This is a genomic window from Roseovarius sp. CAU 1744 (assembly GCF_039839345.1).
Taxonomy (GTDB): Bacteria; Pseudomonadota; Alphaproteobacteria; order Rhodobacterales; family Rhodobacteraceae; genus Roseovarius.
Genome location: NZ_JBDOQV010000002.1, coordinates 366,379 through 388,085 on the forward strand (window position 1 = coordinate 366,379; position 21,707 = coordinate 388,085).

General features: G+C 61.5%; 23 protein-coding genes and 1 tRNA gene. 19 read left to right on the forward strand and 5 right to left on the reverse strand.

The window, feature by feature from the left end:
* Positions 1-4 precede the first annotated feature (4 nt).
* A complete protein-coding gene (locus AAFO92_RS05690) occupies positions 5-2,479 on the reverse strand; it encodes a penicillin acylase family protein (RefSeq protein WP_347533683.1) in 2,475 nt (824 codons plus the stop codon).
* A gap of 77 nt (positions 2,480-2,556) precedes the next feature.
* Here AAFO92_RS05690 and AAFO92_RS05695 point away from each other — a divergent pair, with 77 nt between their 5' ends.
* Positions 2,557-3,429 (forward strand): NAD(P)-dependent oxidoreductase, encoded by an 873-nt coding sequence (locus tag AAFO92_RS05695; protein ID WP_347533684.1) that lies wholly within the window; start codon positions 2,557-2,559, stop codon positions 3,427-3,429.
* Here AAFO92_RS05695 and AAFO92_RS05700 read toward each other — a convergent pair.
* Complete coding sequence (locus AAFO92_RS05700; RefSeq protein WP_347533685.1) at positions 3,426-3,980, reverse strand: TetR family transcriptional regulator; 555 nt, start codon at positions 3,978-3,980, stop codon at positions 3,426-3,428. The genes AAFO92_RS05695 and AAFO92_RS05700 overlap by 4 nt on opposite strands.
* 149 nt (positions 3,981-4,129) lie before the next feature.
* Between AAFO92_RS05700 and AAFO92_RS05705 the strand changes: the two genes are divergently transcribed.
* Together AAFO92_RS05705 and AAFO92_RS05710 are read left to right on the forward strand one after the other, a co-directional pair.
* Positions 4,130-4,594 carry a nuclear transport factor 2 family protein gene (locus AAFO92_RS05705; protein ID WP_347533686.1) on the forward strand — a complete coding sequence of 155 codons (465 nt, stop codon included), beginning with the start codon at positions 4,130-4,132 and terminating at the stop codon, positions 4,592-4,594.
* Positions 4,595-4,603: 9 nt separating this feature from the next.
* The gene (locus AAFO92_RS05710) at positions 4,604-5,233 is read left to right on the forward strand and encodes a pyridoxamine 5'-phosphate oxidase family protein (RefSeq protein WP_347533687.1); all 630 of its coding nucleotides are present in this window, start codon (positions 4,604-4,606) and stop codon (positions 5,231-5,233) included.
* Positions 5,234-5,345: 112 nt separating this feature from the next.
* Here AAFO92_RS05710 and AAFO92_RS05715 read toward each other — a convergent pair whose 3' ends face one another.
* Positions 5,346-6,095 (reverse strand): CPBP family intramembrane glutamic endopeptidase, encoded by a 750-nt coding sequence (locus AAFO92_RS05715; RefSeq protein ID WP_347533688.1) that lies wholly within the window; start codon positions 6,093-6,095, stop codon positions 5,346-5,348.
* Positions 6,096-6,830: 735 nt separating this feature from the next.
* On the opposite strand from AAFO92_RS05715, the gene AAFO92_RS05720 reads away from it, so the two are divergent.
* From AAFO92_RS05720 to AAFO92_RS05740, 5 genes are all read left to right on the forward strand, one after another.
* Entirely contained in the window at positions 6,831-7,811 is a 981-nt protein-coding gene (locus AAFO92_RS05720) for an SH3 domain-containing protein (RefSeq protein ID WP_347533689.1), read from the forward strand.
* 150 nt (positions 7,812-7,961) lie between these two features.
* Positions 7,962-10,037, forward strand: a complete 2,076-nt coding sequence (locus AAFO92_RS05725) for a M13 family metallopeptidase (RefSeq protein ID WP_347533690.1) — start codon at positions 7,962-7,964, stop codon at positions 10,035-10,037.
* Between the two features lie 418 nt (positions 10,038-10,455).
* Entirely contained in the window at positions 10,456-11,322 is an 867-nt protein-coding gene (locus tag AAFO92_RS05730; RefSeq protein ID WP_347533691.1) for an AraC family transcriptional regulator, read from the forward strand.
* A gap of 132 nt (positions 11,323-11,454) precedes the next feature.
* Complete coding sequence (locus AAFO92_RS05735) at positions 11,455-11,763, forward strand: hypothetical protein (RefSeq protein ID WP_347533692.1); 309 nt, start codon at positions 11,455-11,457, stop codon at positions 11,761-11,763.
* An 11-nt stretch (positions 11,764-11,774) separates the two neighbouring features.
* Complete coding sequence (locus AAFO92_RS05740; protein ID WP_347533693.1) at positions 11,775-12,248, forward strand: hypothetical protein; 474 nt, start codon at positions 11,775-11,777, stop codon at positions 12,246-12,248.
* Between the two features lie 316 nt (positions 12,249-12,564).
* On the opposite strand, the gene AAFO92_RS05745 is transcribed toward AAFO92_RS05740, so the two are convergent.
* Positions 12,565-12,654, reverse strand: a tRNA-Ser gene (locus AAFO92_RS05745).
* A gap of 181 nt (positions 12,655-12,835) precedes the next feature.
* On the opposite strand from AAFO92_RS05745, the gene AAFO92_RS05750 reads away from it, so the two are divergent.
* The 10 genes from AAFO92_RS05750 (at position 12,836) to AAFO92_RS05795 (ending at position 20,831) form a co-directional block, all read left to right on the forward strand.
* Positions 12,836-13,615, forward strand: a complete 780-nt coding sequence (locus AAFO92_RS05750; protein ID WP_347533694.1) for a DUF2059 domain-containing protein — start codon at positions 12,836-12,838, stop codon at positions 13,613-13,615.
* Entirely contained in the window at positions 13,612-14,442 is an 831-nt protein-coding gene (locus AAFO92_RS05755; protein WP_347533695.1) for a DUF2059 domain-containing protein, read from the forward strand. Before AAFO92_RS05750 ends, AAFO92_RS05755 begins: the two co-directional genes overlap by 4 nt.
* Positions 14,443-14,656: 214 nt before the next feature.
* Entirely contained in the window at positions 14,657-15,316 is a 660-nt protein-coding gene (locus tag AAFO92_RS05760; RefSeq protein ID WP_347533696.1) for a 50S ribosomal protein L21, read from the forward strand.
* An 11-nt stretch (positions 15,317-15,327) separates the two neighbouring features.
* On the forward strand, positions 15,328-15,597 hold the full coding sequence (gene rpmA, locus AAFO92_RS05765) for a 50S ribosomal protein L27 (protein WP_347533697.1): 270 nt from the start codon (positions 15,328-15,330) through the stop codon (positions 15,595-15,597).
* Positions 15,598-15,681: 84 nt separating this feature from the next.
* On the forward strand, positions 15,682-16,287 hold the full coding sequence (locus tag AAFO92_RS05770; protein ID WP_347533698.1) for a LysE family translocator: 606 nt from the start codon (positions 15,682-15,684) through the stop codon (positions 16,285-16,287).
* Complete coding sequence (locus AAFO92_RS05775; RefSeq protein WP_347533699.1) at positions 16,284-16,823, forward strand: GNAT family protein; 540 nt, start codon at positions 16,284-16,286, stop codon at positions 16,821-16,823. Before AAFO92_RS05770 ends, AAFO92_RS05775 begins: the two co-directional genes overlap by 4 nt.
* A gap of 4 nt (positions 16,824-16,827) precedes the next feature.
* Complete coding sequence (locus AAFO92_RS05780; RefSeq protein WP_347533700.1) at positions 16,828-17,334, forward strand: GNAT family N-acetyltransferase; 507 nt, start codon at positions 16,828-16,830, stop codon at positions 17,332-17,334.
* Positions 17,335-17,387: 53 nt separating this feature from the next.
* Positions 17,388-18,425 carry a GTPase ObgE gene (gene obgE, locus AAFO92_RS05785; protein ID WP_347533701.1) on the forward strand — a complete coding sequence of 346 codons (1,038 nt, stop codon included), beginning with the start codon at positions 17,388-17,390 and terminating at the stop codon, positions 18,423-18,425.
* Positions 18,413-19,519, forward strand: a complete 1,107-nt coding sequence (gene proB / locus AAFO92_RS05790; protein ID WP_347533702.1) for a glutamate 5-kinase — start codon at positions 18,413-18,415, stop codon at positions 19,517-19,519. The genes obgE and proB overlap by 13 nt, the downstream gene beginning before the upstream one ends.
* 46 nt (positions 19,520-19,565) lie before the next feature.
* Entirely contained in the window at positions 19,566-20,831 is a 1,266-nt protein-coding gene (locus AAFO92_RS05795) for a glutamate-5-semialdehyde dehydrogenase (RefSeq protein ID WP_347533703.1), read from the forward strand.
* On the opposite strand, the gene AAFO92_RS05800 is transcribed toward AAFO92_RS05795, so the two are convergent.
* Positions 20,828-21,427, reverse strand: a complete 600-nt coding sequence (locus tag AAFO92_RS05800; RefSeq protein WP_347533704.1) for a histidine phosphotransferase family protein — start codon at positions 21,425-21,427, stop codon at positions 20,828-20,830. The genes AAFO92_RS05795 and AAFO92_RS05800 overlap by 4 nt on opposite strands.
* Positions 21,428-21,454: 27 nt before the next feature.
* Here AAFO92_RS05800 and AAFO92_RS05805 point away from each other — a divergent pair, with 27 nt between their 5' ends.
* A complete protein-coding gene (locus AAFO92_RS05805) occupies positions 21,455-21,658 on the forward strand; it encodes a DUF3553 domain-containing protein (RefSeq protein WP_347533705.1) in 204 nt (67 codons plus the stop codon).
* Positions 21,659-21,707 lie beyond the last annotated feature (49 nt).

Below are 21,707 nucleotides of genomic sequence, written 5' to 3' on the forward strand. Positions count from 1 at the left end.
CAGCCTATTGCGGGGCCGGATTCAGCACCGTCACCCCGACCGCCGCAGCGCGCGCAAGTTCGGGGTCAAGCGACATCGGGATATATTCGCCGCGCCGCCAGAGCTGTGACAGGTCATCGTAGTGCCGGGACAGGAAATGCCCCGACTGGCCCGTCGCGGTGATGAAAACGCTGCTGTCGGGGTCGGCGAAATCATAGACCCCGCGATACCCCGCGCCATGCACGTTCTGAAACGGCTCTTCCCCGGAGCCGCGCGTGCGCCCGCGCAGCAGGGTGTTATCGCCGCCCGAGGTGGATTGCCGGATATTCACGAAATAGCGCAGCACCGGCACGTCGCCCAGGACCGGGTGGTCATGGGTGGCCTGATGCGCATCGCCCCAGCGGAGGCTTTCCAGCGCGGTACCGTAACGTTCGCCGATCCAGATCAGCGCATCGTCCAGCGCCAGCCGGGCGATATCGGTGCAGGTTTCAACCGGCGAGGACTGCTTGACATCACACCAGGCCGCGGCACCGTCGATGTCGCGGTAGACCCGCTCGATGAACACCGGGTTGGGATGGGTGAATTCATCCGCCAGCGGGCCAAGCTGATCCTGGATCAGACGGTCCTGCAGCGCCCGCAGCCAGGCGGCGTAGATCAGCGGCTCTGGCTGATGCTCGCTCATCTCGCCGTTCCAGTCCGACAATAGCTGCAGCGCCCGCTGGCGTTGGCGTTCGGGCGTGCCCTCGGGGGCGGATTCACCGGTGAACCACAGGTCGGCGCCGATCAGCGGCAGCAGGGACCGCGCGGTAAAGCTGACCGCGTCCAGCTGTGCCTCGATAAAGCTGTCGCGGGTGTGTACCTCGCGGTTCTGCATCAGCCGCTTCCAGCGGTGCACGCGCTGCGTGTCCCCCCAGACATAGCTGACATGCAGGGGAAAGGGGCGGTCAACCGTCTTGTTGTTGGTATTGCCAAGAAGCCCGCCCGCGGGCGCGACGAATTCGGGATTGGCCGAATAGGGGCTGATCCCCTGCCAGCGGTTTTCGGCGATCCACCCGCGCGAGGGCATCCGGCCGCGGCTTTCGTGGTCAGCCGATCGGCGGGGCATCGCGCCGATGGTCTTCATGGCGATCTTGGTCTGATCGACGAGGGTCAGGTTCTGGCTGGGCGCGATGTATTTTTCCCCCGCCTCCAGCGCCTCGGCGATGGTCTTGGCATACATCAGCTCGATGGCCGCGCTCATGGTCGTGTCCTGCGGGCTGAGCACCGTCCAGGACAATGACGCCACGTGGCCGGAGGGCGTGACCTGATCCAGGTTGTAATGCGAACCGGGCAGGACCGGGCCGTTTTCCGTCCAGCGGCGGGTCAGGGTGACGGGATCGGCATCCTTGATCCGGATGATCGACCGCTGGGTGATGAAGGGTTTGTATCCCTCGGGCGTCAGGTATTCGCCGGGATTGTCGGGGTTCACCTTCTCGATGAAGATGTCCTGATCATCCAGGTAGGATGAGGTGATGCCCCATCCCAGGCTGGCACTGCGCCCGGTCATGACGGTGGGCACGCCGGGCACGGTGCCGCCAATCACCCCGCCCGAGGACAGCTCGAGCCGTGCAAGATACCAGATGCCCGGTGCGGTGAAGCCCAGATGAGGATCATTGGCCAGCAACGTGCCACCCGAGGCAGAGCGGGCCGGGGCCGCGGCCCAGGCGTTGGAGGCCCCGGCGAAGGCGCGTTTATGGAACGGCGAGAGCGGGTGTTCCGGCCCCTCCGCCGCCGCCAACATGGTGGGCAGGGGGGTGCCGGGCCAGAAGCTCGCATAGTCTGGCAGGGCGGCGATACCGCTGCCGGGATCAAGCGGCATGATATCGGCCAGCCGCGCCGCGTCGTCGAGCGCCAGCGAGGTGCGGGCATAGAGCACCTCATGTTCCAGATGCGCCGAAAGCTGCACCGACAACAGCTTGATGATGGCGATGGAATCGGCGGGCTGCCAGGGGGCGATCGGATTGGAAAAGACGAACATCTCAGGCGCACCGCGGCCCAGGGCGGCATCGTTGATGTCCTGAAGCCGGGCGTTGACACCGGCGGCATAGGCGTTGAGGGCCGCAAGCGTGCGCTCGTCCTGTGCCTCTACCGATTTGATCGCCGCGCCATAGAGGTCGAAGCGGCGCAGCACCTTGTCGATGTTGATGGTGCGGGGCCCGAAGACCTCGGACAGGCGGCCCTGTACCGTGCGCCGCAGCATCGTCATCTGCCACAGTCGGTCCTGCGCGTGGGCATATCCCAGGCCAAAGAACACATCCGCGTCGTTCCCTGCGAAGATATGCGGCACGTTGGCATTGTCATGCACGATCTCGACCGGGGCGCCGATACCGGCGACCGTGATGGTCTTGTCATAATCGGGCAGGGACCGTGACAGCAGGAAGTAAAGCCCGCAAATGGCAATCACGGCCAGCAGAACCATGCCCCCGGCGATCCGCAGCAACCATCTAAAGATCTGAGCCATGCCCGCCCCGATTTTCCTTGCATCCACAGCCGGGATAGTCAGAAATCCGAACCGAGACAATGGCAAGGAAGAAGAAGATGGCAAAGCTGGCATTTCTGGGACTGGGTGTGATGGGATTTCCGATGGCCGGGCACCTAAAGGCGGCGGGCCATGAGGTCTGCGTTTACAACCGATCCGCGGCCAAGGCGCAGAAATGGGTGGCGCAGCATGGCGGCACTTCGTCCGACACGCCAAAGGGGGCGGCAGAGGGCGCGTCGATCGTGATGGCCTGTGTCGGCAATGATGACGATCTGCGCTCGGTCTGTCTGGGCGATGAGGGCGCGTTTGCCGGGATGGGCAAGGGCGCGATCTTCGTCGATCACACAACCGTATCCGCACTGGTCACGTCCGAGCTATATGCGGTGGCAAGCGATCTGGGGCTGTCCTTTGTCGATGCGCCGATCTCGGGCGGGCAGGCGGGCGCCGAAAATGGCGTCCTGTCGATCATGTGCGGCGGCGACCAGGCGGCGTATGACACGGTCGAGCCGGTGATTTCGACCTACGCGAAAATCTGCCGCCGGATCGGCGACAGCGGTGCCGGGCAGAAGACCAAGATGTGCAACCAGATTGCCATTGCCGGCCTGGTCCAGGGCCTCAGCGAGGCGCTGCATTTCGCCGAGAAATCGGGCCTTGACGGCCGCGCCGTGGTTGAGGTGATCAGCCAGGGCGCCGCCGGCAGCTGGCAGATGGCGAACCGGTACGAGACCATGCTGGATGACGTGTTCGACCATGGCTTTGCCGTGGACTGGATGCGCAAGGATCTAGGCATCTGCCTTGATACCGCCAACGAAAACGGTGCCTCGCTGCCGGTGACGGCGCTGGTCGACCAGTTCTACAAGGACGTGCAGAAGATGGGCGGCGGGCGTTGGGACACGTCGAGCCTGTTCAAACGTCTGCGCAAACTGGACTAGGCCGACAGCAACTGTCTTGCCGCCTCCTTGGCGTCGTGCGCGGCGGTGTCGCTGCGTGTGACATGGGCGGCGATGATCGCGCCTTCTTTCAGCAGCATCATCTGGCGCGCGATCCTGTCGGGATCGTTGAGGCCCGCCTGCCGGGCCAGATCGCGGATATAGGATTGGATCAGGCGCTTGTGGGCTGCCGATTGCCGGCGGATCGGGTGCGCCGCGTCCGGAAACTCGGCCGAGGCCTTGATAAACATGCACCCTTTGAAATCCGGGCTGTCGAACCATTCGCCCAGAACGTCGAAAAGCGCAAGAATGCGATCCGCGGGCGCTGACGCCAGTGCTTCGATACGCTGAACCATCCAGTCCCGAAACAGCCGGTCGCGCAGTTCCAGCGCCGCAAGGATCAGGTCGTCCTTGCTGTTGAAATGCTTGTACATCGACGTTTTCGAGATACCGGTTTCCGCCACCAGCCGGTCCATCCCGGTGGCGTGGAACCCGTTCTGATAGAAAACACCCAATGCCTTCTCGACAAGTTCGTCTTTCTTGGTTTGCCGCATGGTCCCCGTGTCTGTCGATCATCCGTTCGCTGGCAACGGGATACAGGAGAGTGCAGGAAATTACGAGCAAAAAGGTTGACAGATCGGTACAGCTTACACATATAGGGTACCGATCGGTACACCACCAGAACACCACCAGAGGAATTGCCATGACCCGCCCGCCGCTGCCGCCTTTCACCATAGAGACCGCAATGCAGAAAGTGCGCGCGGCCGAAGATGGCTGGAACTCCCGTGATCCGGCCAAGGTCGCGCTGGCCTATACTCCCGACAGCGCCTGGCGCAACCGCGCCGAATTCCCCCGCGGCCGGGCCGAGATCGAGGCGTTTCTGACCCGCAAGTGGCAGCGCGAGCATGAATACCGGCTGATCAAGGAACTCTGGGCCTGTGATGGCAACCGCATCGCCGTGCGCTTTGCCTATGAATGGCACGATGACGCGGGGCAATGGTTCCGGTCCTATGGCAATGAAAACTGGGAATTCGACACCGATGGCCTGATGGCGCAACGCTTTGCCAGCATCAATGACCTGCCGATCAGCGAGGAAGACCGCAAGTTTCGCTGGCCGCAGGGCAGGCGGCCGGACGATCATCCCGGGTTGAGCGAACTGGGTCTGTAGGAGGCGACGATGGCGAAGGCATTCGCAGAACTGACCTTTACCCCGGGGGTGCGCGGCATCCAGGAAAAGCAGGGTTCGGCCCGGGCCTATGACAGGGTGCTCGAGGCCACCGCACCCGCGGATGCGACGCTGGGACCGCACGAGGCGCAGTTCATCGCGCAGCGTGACGGGTTCTATCAGGCAACCGTGTCCGAGACCGGCTGGCCCTATGTGCAGTTTCGCGGCGGCCCCAGGGGATTTCTGAAGGTTCTGGACGAAAAGACGATCGCCTATGCCGATTTTCGCGGCAATCGCCAGTATATCAGCGCCGGCAACCTGACCGCGGATGACAGAATTGCAATGATCCTGGTGGATTACCCGAATTCCGCCCGCCTCAAGATCCTCGGTCGTGCGCGGCTGGTCGAGCGCGGCGATGATCCCGACCTGCTTGAAAGGCTCAGCGACGACCAGTACCGCGCCCGCCCAGAACGTGCGGTCGTGATTACCATCGAGGGGCTGGACTGGAACTGCCCGCAGCACCTTCCGGTCCGGTTGACGGTAGAAGAGCTGCAGCCCATCATCGCACCGATCCAACAGGAACTGGCGACGTTGCGCGCCGAAAACGCCCGGCTGAAGGAAAGCCTTGAGGGACGGAACTGAGCCCCTCCTAATCAATACGAAATGGAATTGTTCCGCATACGTGTTCCCCGTGCAATTTCACCATGTTGATCGGGGTCTGTACGGGTCGGGCGCGCAATGATGACCTCTGGTGTCACGAAGGCCGCTTGTCGCGCCGCAGGACGATGATCACAAGGACGATGGACACGATATATGTGCCAAACTGGAACATCTGAATCGCGGACGATCCCTCGGCACCAGAGGCTCCCTTCGAGAACGTCGCGAAATCCCAGGCCCCATGCACGGCAATCGGCACCAGAAGGCTGCCACTGACCCGTCTGAGAACGTAGAGACCGCTGCCCGCGAGGAAGGCAAAGCCGACTTGGGCAATGGCGGCAACAAGCGGCAACCCGAACAGAGCATTCGGAAGGTGCAGCAGGCCAAACGCGAGACTTGAAGACAGCCAGACCAGGCTCTCGCTCCACTTCGACCCACGCGCGCCGACGACAAGGATACCGCGGGTCAGCGCCTCCTCGTTGAAGCCGACCAAAATTGCGGCCAGCACCAGAAACATCAAATGCGTCGCCGTGATCCGGGTCCAGTCCGCGCCAATCACATTAAGCAGGACAAAACCGCCAGTGACCGCCAGAACAACCCAAAGCGCCCATCCTGGCCCGCCTTTCCTGTCTTCAGTCATGACCTCGCGCCACCAGCCGAGATGTGAAAGCACAAAAACCAGGAAAACCGCGCCAAGAAAGAGCGGAAGCACCGTGAAGCTGGCGATCGTATCTGCGCCGGTGAGTTTCAGGTAGTCGGCACCGGTCACATACCACGTGGCAAAGATAACCACGAGGTAGAGGATATAAATGAAAAACGCGACGGTCCAAGTCGGATTCAGTTTCATGAAACGTTCCCGCGTGCCGGAGAGCTTTCAGCCAAGCATAGGGCAAAGGATCTGGAAATCCGACAAGATTTCCGCAGACCTGGTACAAGCTCCAACACTGGCCCGCGATCATGACGGCACCAGGAAGAGCGCGTCGGTAACGCGCATCAGATCCGAAAACAGGGGTTGGAAATCCTGCCGCACAGCGGTGGTCCGTTCGGAGTTGATCGGTGGCCGGATACTCCGAGCCGGAATAGCGGCGAGGGGGATTGTAACTGCCTTCGACAAACGCAATTCCGGCAACGCGGTGCCTGGGTCTCACCCTGGACTTGCGGCGGTTGAGCAGTTCGCATTCTGGATAATTGCCGGGCAATTTGGATAGGTGGCGCGCCAAACGCATCGCATCGCGCCACCACGAAAATGCGGAAAAGCGTTTATAATACAGATACTTCCGAACTGAATAACCGTGTTGAGAATCGGTTCACTAAATCTAAGATTGCGTGAATTGCCGAGGAGCACATATCATGAAATCGAGGTTCGCAATACCAACCTCGCTGGCGTCTCTGAGGTTCACGCTGACACCACTGCTAAGTTCGTGGACGCAGGTGGCGACAAGTGGGTTTCGCACCCAACTCGACCTCTGGTGGTTCATCTAATACCTCGTGCTGAGCCGCCGGAGGTCGGTCATTTAATCGGGTGCGTATCAGTCGGGCAATTGTCGTGTTGTAAACAATATGGAACGAAGGACCGAAACAGATGAAACACATTGCCCTGTTCATTTTGATGTTTGCCGGATTGATCAGCCAACTGAATGCCCAGCCAATTCAGGAGGCGCGGATACAGTTTGCTGCGGGCACCTCGGGCACATCGCTCGATGGCCAGATCAAGGGGACCGAAATCGTTGACTATCTGATCGGAGCGGCAGCCGGGCAACGCCTGAAAATCGATTTTTCAACAGACAATCTGTCCGCCTATTTCAACCTGCTTCCCGACAGCGATCCGACAGCGCTGCACATTGGGTCTGTCAGCGGCAACAGCTATGACGGCACATTGCTCCGTTCCGGAGATTACAGGATACGCGTCTACCTGATGCGAAATGCCGCCCGTCGCGGCGAGGTGGCGAACTACACAATCGCACTGTCGATTGACGGTGATCCGGCGCCATCAGACCTTGCCCGCAGCAATGAGGGCACAAAGGATCCGGATTACGCTGACGGCCTGTCGGGCGGTCCCGACTGGTGGCAGGTGACCGGTGTGCCGGAGGGCGATCACCTCAACGTTCGCGCTGGTCCGGGCACGGGTAACGAGGTTGTCGGACGCTTGTACAACGGCGATAGAATAACCAATCTCGGCTGCCAGATGTCCGGCGCCACCAAGTGGTGCCAGATCGGAAGGGCCGATCGGGCCGCCATCGGATGGGCCAGCGGAAGATACCTTGAGGAAGCGCCGGCACCAGGTGCCAACAACGCAACCGGCATTATCCCGTGCGCCATGACCATAGACCAGCCGACAGGTTCGTGCAGCTTTCGCGTGTCACGCGGCACGGGCGGGACGGCAAGCGTCTGGATCAGCCTTCCGAACGGCGGTGAACGATACCTTGATTTCCGCGAAGGCGAGCTTGTCGGCAGCGATCCCGGCATGGCATTCGGCCAGAACCGCCAGGGCGATCTGAACATGATCAACATAGGCGCCGGCGAACGCTACGAAATCCCCGATGCGGTGATCTATGGCGGCTGAGCGCGTAAACGAAAATGCAGGCGGGCCGCTCGCCCGCATTGCCGCGCCCAATGCGTCAGGTGTTAGCGAAATTTGTGAATTGCGGCTTTTTTAGAAGGATTATGCCGATCGCGGCGGTTGGCACCATTTGAAGAATTCAGGGAGAGAAACATGAAAGTGATTAACAAGATTACAACCGCGCTTGCGGGCATGTGCCTCGCGTCTTCCATGGCGGCGGGGGTCAGGGCCAGCGAATTGCCACCACTCACGCCCGACGACCTCGTCTTTTCCGTAGACAACATGGATACCAGCGTCGACCCTGCAGAGGATTTCTACCGCTACGCTTCTGGCGGTTGGATCGACCGGGTCGACCGACCTGCGGACAAGCCGGCGCACGGGATTTTCTACATCATGACCGACCGGCTTACAAAGCAGGTCGCGGCGGCGGCGGCCGAAGCGGGGGAAATGGCCGCCGACGCGCCCAAAGGATCCCCGACGCAGATCGTCGGGGATTTCTACAATGCCTTCATGGACGTGGACGCGATTGACGCGGCCGGGATCGAGCCGATCAGGGACATGCTGGACGAGGTCGATGCCGTCACTGATTTCAGGGAACTGACCAGGGTGGTGGCGGCGCAGGCCGCAAGCTCGGGTCCGGCGCTCTTCACCATGTTCGGCCCCTCGCAAGACCCTACCGACGGGACAAAACACGCGTTCTTCTCGCTGGGGCAGACATTTGGCATCGACCGACACTTTCAGGAAATCCTTCGGGGTCCGGTGGATGGCCCGGAGCTGACCGCCTACCGGACCTTCATCAACGACCTTCTTCTGGCGGCGGGCTACGAACCGGACGAGGCCTCGCGCGTTGCTGATCTGTCGCTCGATATCGAACGAAGGCTTTACAGCGCCTTCCTTACACCAGCCGAGGCCAAGGACCCCTCCAACAAGTTGAACCGTAAATCGTTTGATGAGGTTAAGGCAATCGCGCCCGAGGTGGATGTTGACCTGTATCTGGAAACCGTCGGTTTCGAGAAACCTGCGTTCTTCTACATGTGGGAGCCGCGCGCCCTTGCCATGGTTTCCGAAGTCTGGCGCACAACGCCGCTGGATGATCTGAAGGACTACGTGAAATTCCGCCTCATCCAGAAGTATTCTCCTTTCCTGGCAAGCGCGTTAAATGATGTCTCGGTGGATTTCTTCGAGGCGCTGCTGGGCGCACGAAACGACCTGCCGAGGTCGGAACGTATCTACAAGCTCATGAGCAAGCATCTCGGGCATCCCGCCAGCCAGGTCTATGTCGAAAAATTTTACTCGGACGAAACCAAATCCGAAATGCTCGACATGATCGAACGCATCAAGGCGGTGTTCCGCCAGCGGATCGAAAACAGTGATTGGCTGTCCGACCCCACGCGTGTGGCAGCCCTGGAGAAAGTCGACAAGTTCTACTACAAGGTCGGCTACCCCGACACGTGGATCGACTACAGCGGGGTTGAAATTGGGCCTGATCCGGTTGCCAACATGATTGCACTTGGCGCGTTCGGAATGGAGCGGCAGCTGGATTTGCTCACGCGGCCACCGGAACACGATGAGTTCAACGCTGAATCGACGTTGCCGATCGCGATGAATGCAGCCTATTCGCCCCTTATCAACGGGTTCGAGGTCACCGCGGCAATTACTCAGCCGCCGGCCTATTCCTCCGATATGGATGCGCCGTTGAAATTCTGCAGGATCGGTGCCGTCATCGGCCACGAAATGACCCACGGGTTCGATTTCACCGGCCGGCAGTATGATGGAGACGGGAATTTCCGCAACTGGTGGACCGAGGAAGACGCCGAGGCATTCCTGGTCGAAGCCAAGAAGCTGATCGACCAGGCCAATGCGTATGAGGTACTGCCGGGCGTCTTCATCAACGGACAGCTGGGTGTGGGCGAAAACATGGCGGATGTCGGCGGCATCACCTTGGCCTACGAGGCGCTCATGCAATATCTTGAGGAACATCCCGAGGAAAACGTCGAGATCGACGGCATGACCCCCGCCGAGCGGTGCTTTGTCGCCTGGGCCCAGTTCTGGACGATGAAGGCGACCGACACCTATCTCAAGGCCATTGTCATCAACGATGGCCACGCGCCCGATTTCTACCGGGCGGTTGCCGCGCTCCAGCATGTGGATGCGTGGTATGAAACCTTCGACATCAAGGAGGGTGATCCAATGTGGCTCCCCCCGGAGAAACGGGCCGCTGCCTGGTAGGGGTTTCCCGGGGACAGATCTGTGTTTGCGTCCCGGTGTTCGGACCGGGCCGTATAACCTGTCGGGCGATGTGGAGAGAGCCCTGATCCAAAATCACCCGCTTGCGGCATGACGGGTGCCGCCGTTCCGACAGGGTAGCCCGGCGGTGGGATTCTCTATACCCTGCGCGATGCGCAGGTCGTCACGTTGTCCGATTTGCGCAGCCACTTGGCCAAATTGCGAAAAAATAGTATTCTGGGGCCGGTTTTTAGCTGTCAGACTTTTAGATTCAGGGGTTTAGGGTTTAATCTAGACTTCGATTTCAGTGATTTTCGGGAGGGGGAATTTGATCAGGTATCAGGTGCATTCGTGGTCCGATAATGCTGCCTTCTCTGGAAAAAGTAGTAACATTCGTTTCAGTCAACCCATCGATTTTCGCATGGCTGATGTGCCGCAGCGAAAGATCGTTGTTGCCCACGCAGAGCTGGAAGGAAGCGGGATCAATTTGCTTGATATCAGGTCGTCGGGTCATGATATCGAACTCATCGACAATGGATCCCTGACCGTGATGATGCCGCACCACGGGTTTTTGAAAGTCCGATCCGAAGAAAGCGAATTTCGCCGGCCACAAGGTGGCACGCTGGCCTTCAGGCCCAGCCACAGGGTATCCCGCGTGCGCCGCAACGGCACCAATGACTTTCGGTCTTTCTTGATCAAGGTGCCGATGCAAGCCAGGGCAGTCGAAGGCCTGGATCTGAATTTCAATCGGACCGGAAAACCCGAAATACAGGTTTCAGATGCTGCTGCGGTCTCGCTCAGCCGCCTTCTCAGATATGTGTTCTCTGTTTTCAACCAGGGCCTGGAAAAGGCGATGCCCGCGCACTGGCACGCACTAACAGAGCAACTCGTCGAAGATCAATTGCGTTTGGTGCTCGATACTGCGTCAGACACCGACCAGAAAATGGCATCCGGGTCCCCGCGGACAATTTCCAAGGCCGAAGCATTCATGCAGGAACGCTACGACGACCCTCTCCGGCTGATCGATATCGCGGCGGCGGCCGGCGTTTCGCAGCGCCAATTACAGATATTGTTTCGCAAAACTACCGGCGAGACGCCGTGGACGCGGCTATCGAATATTCGATTGAGGAACGCCCGTGAGCGCCTTGTGAGGGCCGGTCCCGAAGATACGGTGACATCCATCGCTGTGGGCTGCGGCATAAGCCACGTCGGCAGGTTCTCGAAGGCCTATAAGCAGATGTTCGGCGAACTGCCATCCGAAACCCTGCGCCGAAGCCGCGAAGGCTAAATACGGGTAATCAATCAACAACAGAAACCAGTGGAGGGGGAAATCAGAATTTTCATCGCGTAGTACCGAGTTAATTGACCTTGGGAACATCGTCATTTTTTCACCAATTGCATTCAACACGGAGGATAAGAAATGAAACGATCATTGACCGCCTTGACGCTTGCGGGCGCCGTGGCAATCGGAGGGTTAGCGCAACCTGCAACCGCGCTAACCGAAAAAGAGAAAGCACGTCTCGCCGGTGCCATTTTGGGCGTTGCCATCGCGAGTGAGATCAAAAAGGAAAGAAGAAACAACAACTACCGATACCATCGCCGCAGCGGTCACTACCTTGAAGGGTACAAGAGGGGCAGCCCGATCTACTGTTTCCCCAACGCCAAAGCCTGTTACTGGCGTGGACGGGTCGAGCCTTATGCCACCTACAACGAATTCGGCCGCAGGTAAGGAGACAAGAGATGTTGAGAACTTATTCGACCATTGCCGTCGCCGCAGCCTTCGCGGCCACCAACGCATTTGCCCAGTCCGACGAGCCGCCCCTTTCAGGCAGCGACGCGGTGCTGGTGGAAATGGATATCCACGTTTCCGACATGGCTAATGATGCGATCACCGCGTATCTCGACGAAGCCCATAGCGCGGTACTGAAATCGCTGGCGCTGCAACACGCTTACGCGGCGAATTGCGAGGAGTTCGAGATCGACGAAACCCGCAACGCCGATGAGTTGGCCTATGTCTTTGAACACATCGCCGCGATCGAGGATGAAGACGAAAAACAAAAGGCCGTGCTTGCCACGATGATGGGTTTTTCTGCCTATATCGGGGGTCAGCATGCAATTGCCGCGTATGATTACAGCGCGTTTTGCCGCCACGCGGTCGAACTGCTGGAAGAGGGCGGCGAGGCCTCTCACATCATTCTGGTCGCCGCCGAGTAATCCAGATTGCCGTCCAGTTCACGCTGGGTGGCAATTCACCGGCACGCGTTTTTTTAGCAGCTTTCGCAGTTCTCCGATGGATTAGACCGCCGGAAGCCGCGCGCCCATGCCAGAGTGCGCGCTTTCAGAGCGAAAGCGTCCTGCCTGGCTTCTTGATTGCGGTTGGATTCCCCTGCAGTTCACTTGGGGCGGTGCAGCGCAGAAGGTATCGTATCTTGCAACTCAATAAATGCGGACGATAACGCCCCGAAATGTTTCGGAACGAGCTAACGGCATTCATTTTCGGGGCTTTATGGCGTTCAAAGCAATTTTGAATTGGCGGAGAGACAGGGATTCGAACCCTGGGTAGGCTTGCACCCACAACGGTTTTCGAGACCGCCCCGTTCGACCACTCCGGCACCTCTCCGCGGGGGTCTTGGGGGCGTGTAATTGCGTTTGGAAACGGTGACAAGAGGTTTTGCATTGTTTGGCGGCAGAATTTTCCTAGGTATAAAGGGTCAGCAAAACCAAGGGATCCGCTTGCCATGTCGTCAGGTCGCCGCCGTCTTCATCATCCGCTACTGGCCGTTTTCACCCTGATATGGGCTTTGAGCATCAGCGTTGGCAGCGCGGTGCAGGCGGCGGATCGCGCGCGGCTGGAGAATTTTCTGGTGGTAACCGGTTTCGACGTATCGCTGGACAGTATCGCGCTTGCGGCCAAGGACGCGCCCTCGATGCTGGGCATGGCAGCCAGCGATTTCGGCAGCGAATGGACCACGACCTCGGAGGAGGTTTTCGACACCGACCGGATGCGCGAGACGGCCCTGGAGATCCTGTCGCAGACGCTGGATGACAGGCTGCTGGACCACGCCATTGATTTTTATGGCTCGCCCCTGGGGCAGCGGCTGGTCGAGGTCGAGAATATCTCGCACATGGATGAAAACGACGCTGAGCGCGTGTCGCTTGGCACGGAGATCGTCGAAGAGGGGGGCGACCGGATCGAATATCTCAGGCGCATGAATGACGCGATCGACAGCGCCGATACCTCGGTGAAGGGGATGCACGAGATCCAGTTCCGGTTCCTCATGGCGGCCTCGAACGCCGGGGTTCTGGAGCAGGAGATCGACGCAGAGGCCCTGCGCGCCCTGCTGAGCGAATCCGAAGACGCATTGCGTGAGACGCTGAAGCAATCCGGGTTGATCTCGGCGGCGTATACCTATCGCGACCTTTCGGATGCGGACCTGCTGGCCTATGCCGAGGCGCTGGAACATCCTGACATGAAGCAGCTCTATGTTCTGATGAACGCGGTCCAGTACGAGATCATGGCAAACCGGTTCGAGGCATTGGCCGATCGGATGGCGGATCTGTCGCCGGGCCTCGAGCTTTGATCGACGCCATCCGCCGGCGGATCGTTCCGGCCCTGGGGTTAATCGTTGCGGCGGTGCCGGGTCTGGCCGGCAGCGATGAGGCCGCAAGCCGTCTGATCGACCTGCTGCGTTTCGAAGAGACGGTCGCCATCATGCGCCTGGAAGGCGAACGGTACGGCGCCGAGCTGGGGCAGGAGATGATCCCCGATGCCGATCAGGGGGCGTGGCGCGCGGAAGTGTCACGCATTTATGATGTCCACAACATGCTGTCGCTCGTCAGCGCCGATTTCCGCAAGGAGCTTGCCGATGCGGATCTGGGCCCGATGATCGCCTATTTCGAAACACCCGACGGGCAGGAAATCATCGGGCATGAGCTGGAGGCCCGCCACATCTTTCTGGATCCCGACGAGGAGCAGGCCGCGATTGCCCGGTTCCGCGAGGCCGAGGGCCGCGACCCCGCGCTTGCCGCCCGGATCACCCGGGTGATCGACGACAGCGACCTGGTTGATTTCAACGTCATGGGCGCACTCAATGCCAGCCTGATGTTCTATCGCGGCCTCAGGGACGGCGGTGCCTACGAGGCGACCGAAGACGAAATCTTTGCCGATGTCTGGTCGCAGGAGGACGAGACACGCAAGAGTTCCGAGGAATGGCTGGAGGCGTTCCTGCTATACGCCTATGAACCATTGCGCCCTGCGCAGCTGGAGGAATATGCCGCGTTTTACCGGACACCGGCCGGGCGGGAGCTCAACCGTGCCATTTTCGCGTCATTCGACCGGATGTATGAAGAGATTTCCTATCTGATCGGCCGGGCGATTGCCGAACAGATGAAAAGCGTGCCGCTATAGCCGGGGCGCGGGGCGCCGCGACCGGGCAGGCGCGGCAAACTCAGGGCTTGACTTGCGCCCGGTTTGCCCCGATAAGCGCGCATCTCGGCAGGGGCGGTCCCTGTGCGGGTGGATGAAATATCGCTCTTTCGGGGCGCGCTGTTCAAGGTGGCCAACGGCCGAAACGCCCCGGGTGCGGGGGACCGGCGGACGCGGAAATGTGAAGGAAAAGCAAATGTTTGCGGTCCTCAAGACCGGTGGCAAGCAATACAAGGTGTCCTCGGGTGACATGCTTCGTGTTGAAAAGCTTGCAGCGGATGCCGGTGAAAAAGTTCAATTCAACGAGATTCTGATGCTGGGCGGCGACAAGCCGGTTGTCGGCGCGCCGCTGGTGGATGGTGCCGCCGTGCAGGCCGAGGTTGTCGACCAGATCAAGGGTGACAAGGTCATCCACTTCGTCAAGCGCCGCCGTAAGCACGGCAGCCAGCGCACCAAGGGCCACCGCCAGCAGCTGACTGTGCTGCGCGTGACCGAGATCCTGGAAAAGGGTGCCGACAAGTCCGGCGTGAAGGCAGCGATGGGCGCAGGGTCCGTTTCCGCCGCCGCGGTGTCGGCGAAACCGGCCAAGAAAGCCGAAGCCAAGAAGGCCGAAGCCAAGCCCGCCCCCAAGAAGGCCGAGCCGAAGGCGGAAGCGCCGAAAAAGGCCGAGGCCAAGCCGGCAGCAGCGGATGATCTGACGGCGATCACCGGTGTTGGTCCCGCGGCGGTCAAAAAGCTGAACGATGCCGGCATCACCAGCTTTGCCGAACTGGCGGCGGTCGATGTCGACAGCTTCGACGCGATGAAGATCAAGCCCGAATGGGTTGAACAGGCCAAAGAACTGGCCAAAGGCTAAGGAGAGACGAGATGGCACATAAGAAAGCAGGCGGTTCATCCCGTAACGGCCGAGACTCAGCCGGTCGCCGCCTTGGTGTAAAGAAATTCGGTGGCGAAGCCGTTATCCCCGGCAACATCATCGCGCGCCAGCGCGGTAACAAGTTCTGGCCGGGTGAAGGCGTGGGCCAGGGCAAGGATCACACGATCTTTGCCACTGTCGAAGGCGCCGTCAAATTCCACAAGGGCCTCAAGGGCCGTACCTTTATTTCGGTCCTGCCAGTGGCGGAGGCCGCCGAGTAAGCCGACCAATAGGGTTTTGGAAGAAATTCAAGGGGATCGGCGATACCGCCGGTCCCTTTTTCGTTTTGCAGGGAGGCAACTTACATGAGCGTTGCCGTTATCAGCCTTCTGGCCTTCGGGGCCTCTCAGGTCGGCACACCGGGACCGGCGAACATGGCGTTGCTGGCCACCGGGGCGCGATTCGGGTTCCGCGCGGCGTTGCCTTTCGTCGCCGGGGTCGCGCTTGGCAAGCAGCTGATCATCTGGCCCATCGGGTTCGGCCTTATGGAACTGGCGCGTCAGGCGCCGGGCGTCTTTCTGGCGCTGAAATGGGTGTCGGCTGCGTATATCTGCTGGCTGGCCTGGAAGGTGGCCAATATGCGGCTTGGCGTCGGGCACGGTGCCGCGAATGCGCCCGGATTCGCAGCGGGTCTGATTGTTCACCCGCTGAACCCCAAGGCCTGGGCGATGATCGTTACCGGTTTTACCAATTTCGTGACCCCGGGCACGCCGGCCTTGCAGGCGACGCTGGTCGTCGCCATCTCTTTCTTGGCCCTGCAGGTCATTTTGCACCCGATCTGGACGTATGGAGGGGACCGGATCGCGCGGACCGTGGCCGGAAAACCGGCGGAAAAATATTTAATGTGGGCACTGGCGGCGCTGACGGTCGCCTCGGTGCTGTTTGTACTCTTCGGGGGAGAAAACGGATGAAACTGGATACCATCGTCAACCAACCCGTCATCGAAACGGCGCAATTTGACCTGCGCCCGCTGCGCCCGTCCGATGCCGGGCTGATCGCGATGAATGCGGGGGACGCGCGGGTGGCGATGAACACCACCTCGATCCCGCATCCGTTGCCGCCCGGCCTGACCGAGGCGCTGATTGACCGCGCCCGCGCCGAGGACCGGATCGAGGATTTCTGGGCGATGGATGGCAGCAAGTCCGGCCGTGACGAGCTTATGGGGCTGATCAGCCTGATGCGGCTGGACCGGAACCAGTCCGAGATCGGCTATTGGGTGGCGCCTGCCTTCTGGAACACCGGTGTCGCCTCGGCGGCGGTGACGGCCCTGGTCGAGGCAAACCCGCAGGATTGCGCCAACATCTTTGCCAGCGTGTTCCAGGACAACGCCGCGTCGGCGCGTGTGCTGACGAATTGCGGTTTCCAGTACCTTGGCGATGCCGAGAGCTTTTCCGTGGCCCGCGGCATGACCGTGCCCACCTGGACCTACAGCAGACGGTACGGGTAGGGCCATGGGTTCGGGCGAGATACTGCGCACCGACAGGTTGCTGCTGCGTCAGGCGGGGCAGGAGGATGTCGAGGCCGTGCACGCCATCGCCTCGGATTTCGACGTGGTGCGCAATACCGGCACCTGGCCCTGGCCGTCAGACCGGGAATTCACCGCGTCGCGCTGCCAGCCTATCCCGGCGGATAAGGGATTGGGCGGGGTCGTGATGCGCGACCGGACGATTGTCGGCATGGCCAGCGTCTTTGGCGAGGGCGAACTGGGGTATATGCTGGCGCGCGACCACTGGGGGCAGGGCTACGCCACCGAGATCTGCCGCGCGCTGGTCGCCCGCGCCTTTGCCGATGGCCGGTGGCGCAGGCTGAAAGCCTGTGTTTTCGACGACAACCCCGGATCGGCGCGCGTGTTGCTGAAACTGGGCTTTGCCGAAGGGGCGGCCTGCACCAGCAAATGCACGGCGCGGGGGGCGGACGTGCCAACCCGCAATTTCACCCTCAACGCGCCGCAGGCTTGAGCGCGGCGGGTTTTCCCTCTATCGCAATTGCGGATGCCATAAAGGACCGTGCCATGAAATTCCTCGATCTTGCCAAGGTCTATATCCGTTCGGGTGCAGGCGGGGGCGGCTGCGTCAGTTTTCGCCGCGAGAAATATATCGAATATGGCGGCCCGGATGGCGGCGACGGCGGCGATGGCGGTTCGGTCTGGATCGAGGCGGTCGAGGGGCTGAACACGCTGATTGATTTCCGCTATCAGCAGCATTTCTTTGCCCGGAACGGCCAACCCGGCATGGGCAAGCAACGCACCGGCAAGGATGGCGATGACATCGTGTTGCGTGCGCCCGTGGGCACCGAGGTGCTGGACGAGGATCAGGAAACGGTAATCGCCGATCTGACCGAGGTAGGCCAGCGGGTGGAACTGGCGCGCGGCGGCAATGGCGGCTTTGGCAACCTGCATTTCAAGAGCTCGACAAACCAGGCCCCGCGCCGCGCCAACCCGGGGCAGGAGGGGGTGGAGCGCACCATCTGGCTGAGGCTCAAACTGATTGCCGACGTCGGCCTGCTGGGCCTGCCCAACGCGGGGAAATCGACCTTTCTGGCGGCCACGTCGAATGCCCGGCCCAAGATCGCGGACTACCCCTTTACCACGCTGCATCCCAATCTGGGGGTGGTGGGCGTGGACGACGTCGAATTTGTCGTGGCCGACATTCCGGGCCTGATCGACGGCGCGTCCGAGGGCCGGGGGCTGGGCGATCTGTTCCTTGGCCATGTCGAACGCTGCTCGGTGCTTCTGCATCTGGTCGACGGGACGTCGGACGCGGTGGCCGACGATTGCGCGACGATCATCCATGAAATCGAGGCCTATGGCGATATTCTGGCCGACAAGCCGCGGGTGACGGTACTGAACAAGACCGACGCGCTGAGCGACGAGGAACGCGCCGAGCGGGTTGCCGCGCTGGAACAGGCAAGCGGCGGGCCGGTGATGACCATGTCCGGCGTTGCCCGCGACGGGGTGACAGAGGTGCTGCGCGCCCTTCGCACGCAGATCGACAAGGACAGGCTGCGTTACAAGTCCGAGCAGACGGAGCCCGCGCCGTGGCAACCCTGAAGGACGCGAAACGCCTGGTCATCAAGATCGGGTCGGCGTTGCTGGTGGACCGCGCAAGCGGCAATCTGCGCGCCGAGTGGCTGGCCGCGCTGGCCGCCGATGTCGCCCGGCTGCGGGCGCGGGGCACGGATGTGGTTCTGGTCTCCTCGGGGTCGATCGCGATGGGGCGCAATGCGCTTGGCCTGCCCGCAACCGAGCTGTCGCTGGAACAGTCGCAGGCGGCAGCGGCGGTGGGCCAGATCAAGCTGGCCGGAGCCTATGACCGCGCGCTTGGCGAGCATGGGCTGAAGGCGGCACAGGTGCTGGTCACGCTCGAGGACAGCGCCGACCGGCGGCGGTACCTGAACTCGCGCGCCACACTGGAGCAGCTGCTGAAGCTGGGTGTCGTACCGATCGTCAACGAAAACGACACCGTCGCCACCGATGAAATCCGCTATGGCGACAATGACCGGATGGCGGCGCAGGTGGCGGTGACCGCCGGGGCGGACCAGCTGATCCTGCTCAGCGATGTGGACGGGTTCTATTCGGCCAACCCGGCGCAGGATCCCTCGGCGCGGCGTTTTGACGTGATCGAGGCAATCACGCCGGAGATCGAGGCAATGGCCGGCGATGCCGGTTCGGGCCTCAGCAAGGGCGGAATGAAAACCAAGCTGATGGCGGCCAAGACGGCGACGGCGGCGGGCTGCGACCTGGTGATCACCGAGGGCTCGGTCCTGCATCCCGTCGAGGCGCTGGAAAACGGCGCTGCCTGCACCTGGTTTCTGGCGCAGGGCGACCCGCAGCAGAAGCGCAAGGCGTGGATCGCGGCGATGAAGCCGCGCGGGTGGATCGCCGTGGATGACGGCGCCGCCGGTGCCCTGCGCGGGGGCAGCAGCCTGCTGGCCGCCGGGGTCACCGCCGTTTCAGGCCGGTTCGGGCGCGGTGATGCGGTTGAGGTCAGGGATGCCGACGGCCACGGGCTGGGCCAGGGGCTGACCCGCTACGACGCCGCCGACGCGCACAAGATCATGGGGTTGCGCAGCCATCAGATCGAGGATGTGTTGGGCTATCCCGGCCGGGGACCGCTGATCCATCGTGACGATATGGCATTCTGAACCCGCTTGATGATAGATTGACCCGTGACTTCCAAGGACAAGCCAGATGAAAGATCTTGAAAACATCCCCGCCCTGATGGCCGATATCGGCGCCCGCGCCAAGGCGGCCGCGAGCCAGCTTGCCACCGCCAGCGCCGACCAGAAACGCACCGCGCTTGAGGCGGCGGCCGATGCGGTGTGGGCACGCCGGGCCGAGATCGTCGATGCCAATGCGCAAGACTTGGAATACGGCCGCGAAAAGGGCCTGACCGATGCGATGATGGACCGGCTGAAGCTGGACGAGGCGCGTATCCAGGGCATTGTCGACGGGCTGCGCGCGGTGGCCGCACAGGACGATCCGGTGGGCGAGGTTCTGGCCGAATGGGACATGCCCACGGGGCTGCATATCCGCCGGGTGCGCACGCCGCTTGGGGTGATCGGGGTGATTTACGAAAGCCGCCCGAACGTGACCGCCGATGCCGGGGCGCTGTGCCTGAAATCCGGAAACGCGGTGATCTTGCGCGGCGGATCCGAAAGCTTTCATTCCTCGGGCGCGATCCATGCCTGCCTGGTCGACGGGCTCGACAAGGCCGGCCTGCCCGCAGATGCGGTTCAGCTGGTGCCCACCCGTGACCGCGCGGCGGTGCAGGAGTTGCTGACCATGACCGATACCGTCGACGTGATCGTGCCGCGCGGCGGCAAGGGGCTGGTGGGCCTTGTCCAGCGCGAGGCGCGGGTCCCGGTTTTTGCCCATCTCGAAGGCATCGTGCATATCTACCTGGATGCCGAGGCCGACCCGGAGAAGGCGCTGAAGGTGGTGATGAATGCCAAGACCCGGCGCACAGGCATCTGCGGGGCGGCGGAATGCCTGCTGATTCACCGCGACGTGGTCAGCACGATCGGTCAGGGCGTCATCCGCGCCCTTCTGGACGCGGGGGTCGATGTGCGTGGGGATGGCGTTTTGCAGTCAATCGAAAGGGTTACCGCGTCAAGCTCATCCGATTACGGGTGTGAATTCCTCGATATGATCATCGCGGCCCGGGTGGTTGAGTCGCTCGATGAGGCCATGGCGCATATCCGCACATATGGGTCGAACCACACCGATTGCATCGTGACCGAGGATGATGCCGCCGCGGAACGGTTCTTTGCCGAGCTCGACAGCGCGATCCTGATGCGCAACGCTTCGACCCAGTTCGCCGATGGCGGAGAGTTCGGCATGGGGGCCGAGATTGGCATCGCGACCGGCAAGATGCACGCGCGCGGTCCGGTTGGCGCCGCCCAGCTGACCAGTTTCAAATACCTTGTCGAAGGCGAGGGGGCCGTTCGATCCTAGAAGGTCAGGGATACCTTTTCGGTCGTGGACGCGACCGCGCCGCGGCGATCCAGCGATTCCAGCAGGACACGCAGGAGCAGGAATTGCACATCTGCCGGGGCGAGGTCATCCAGCGGTGCGTCACCCTGCAGGCCGGCCCAAAGCGGGGCGCGTTCCCGGATCCGTTCTGACGTGCCGGTGATGTTCCAGCTGTCGCCATCTGCGCTGATGTCGATGACGCCGCCCACCGGCAGCGATTGTTCGACGCAGAGCACCGCCAGCACGACGGCCTTGGCAATCTTGCGCGACGGGTCCTCGGTGGGGTGAAAGCGCAGGTTGATGCGCCCGTCCGCGTAGTGATCCGCAAGGACGCGTTGCAACTCGTCGCAACTGGTGCTCTGGCCGTCGGAGGCGGTGCCGAAGGCCAGGCGGAACAGACGAATGCGCGCACTGGCATCCGCGGCAGAGCTGTTGACCAGCGAAAGCTCGGGGCTGTCGCCCACACCGGACATCGCCAGCAGTTCCAGCCCGTTGGTAACCGCGCCCACAGGGCTGATCAGATCGTGGCAGATACGGGAGCCTATCAGGGCGGCGACATTCGCTGTATGGTCGGTCAAAAGGGTCACTCCAAAGGCAATCGCTGTATGTCGGATCTCAACGCGTTACTCGAACCCGGGATGCTGGTCGAACACCCGGATCAGCCCGATTGGGGGACAGGCCAGGTGCAATCGAACATCACCGGGAAGGTCACCGTGAATTTCCCCAATGCGGGGAAGGTCGTTGTCGATGGTCGGCATGTCTTACTGGTACCCGTCCTTAATCCCCCACCGGGGTTACCAGAAGGTTAACACACGCATAGGGAGAGCACCAGCGCCGCCCGGTCAGATTGATTGCCAA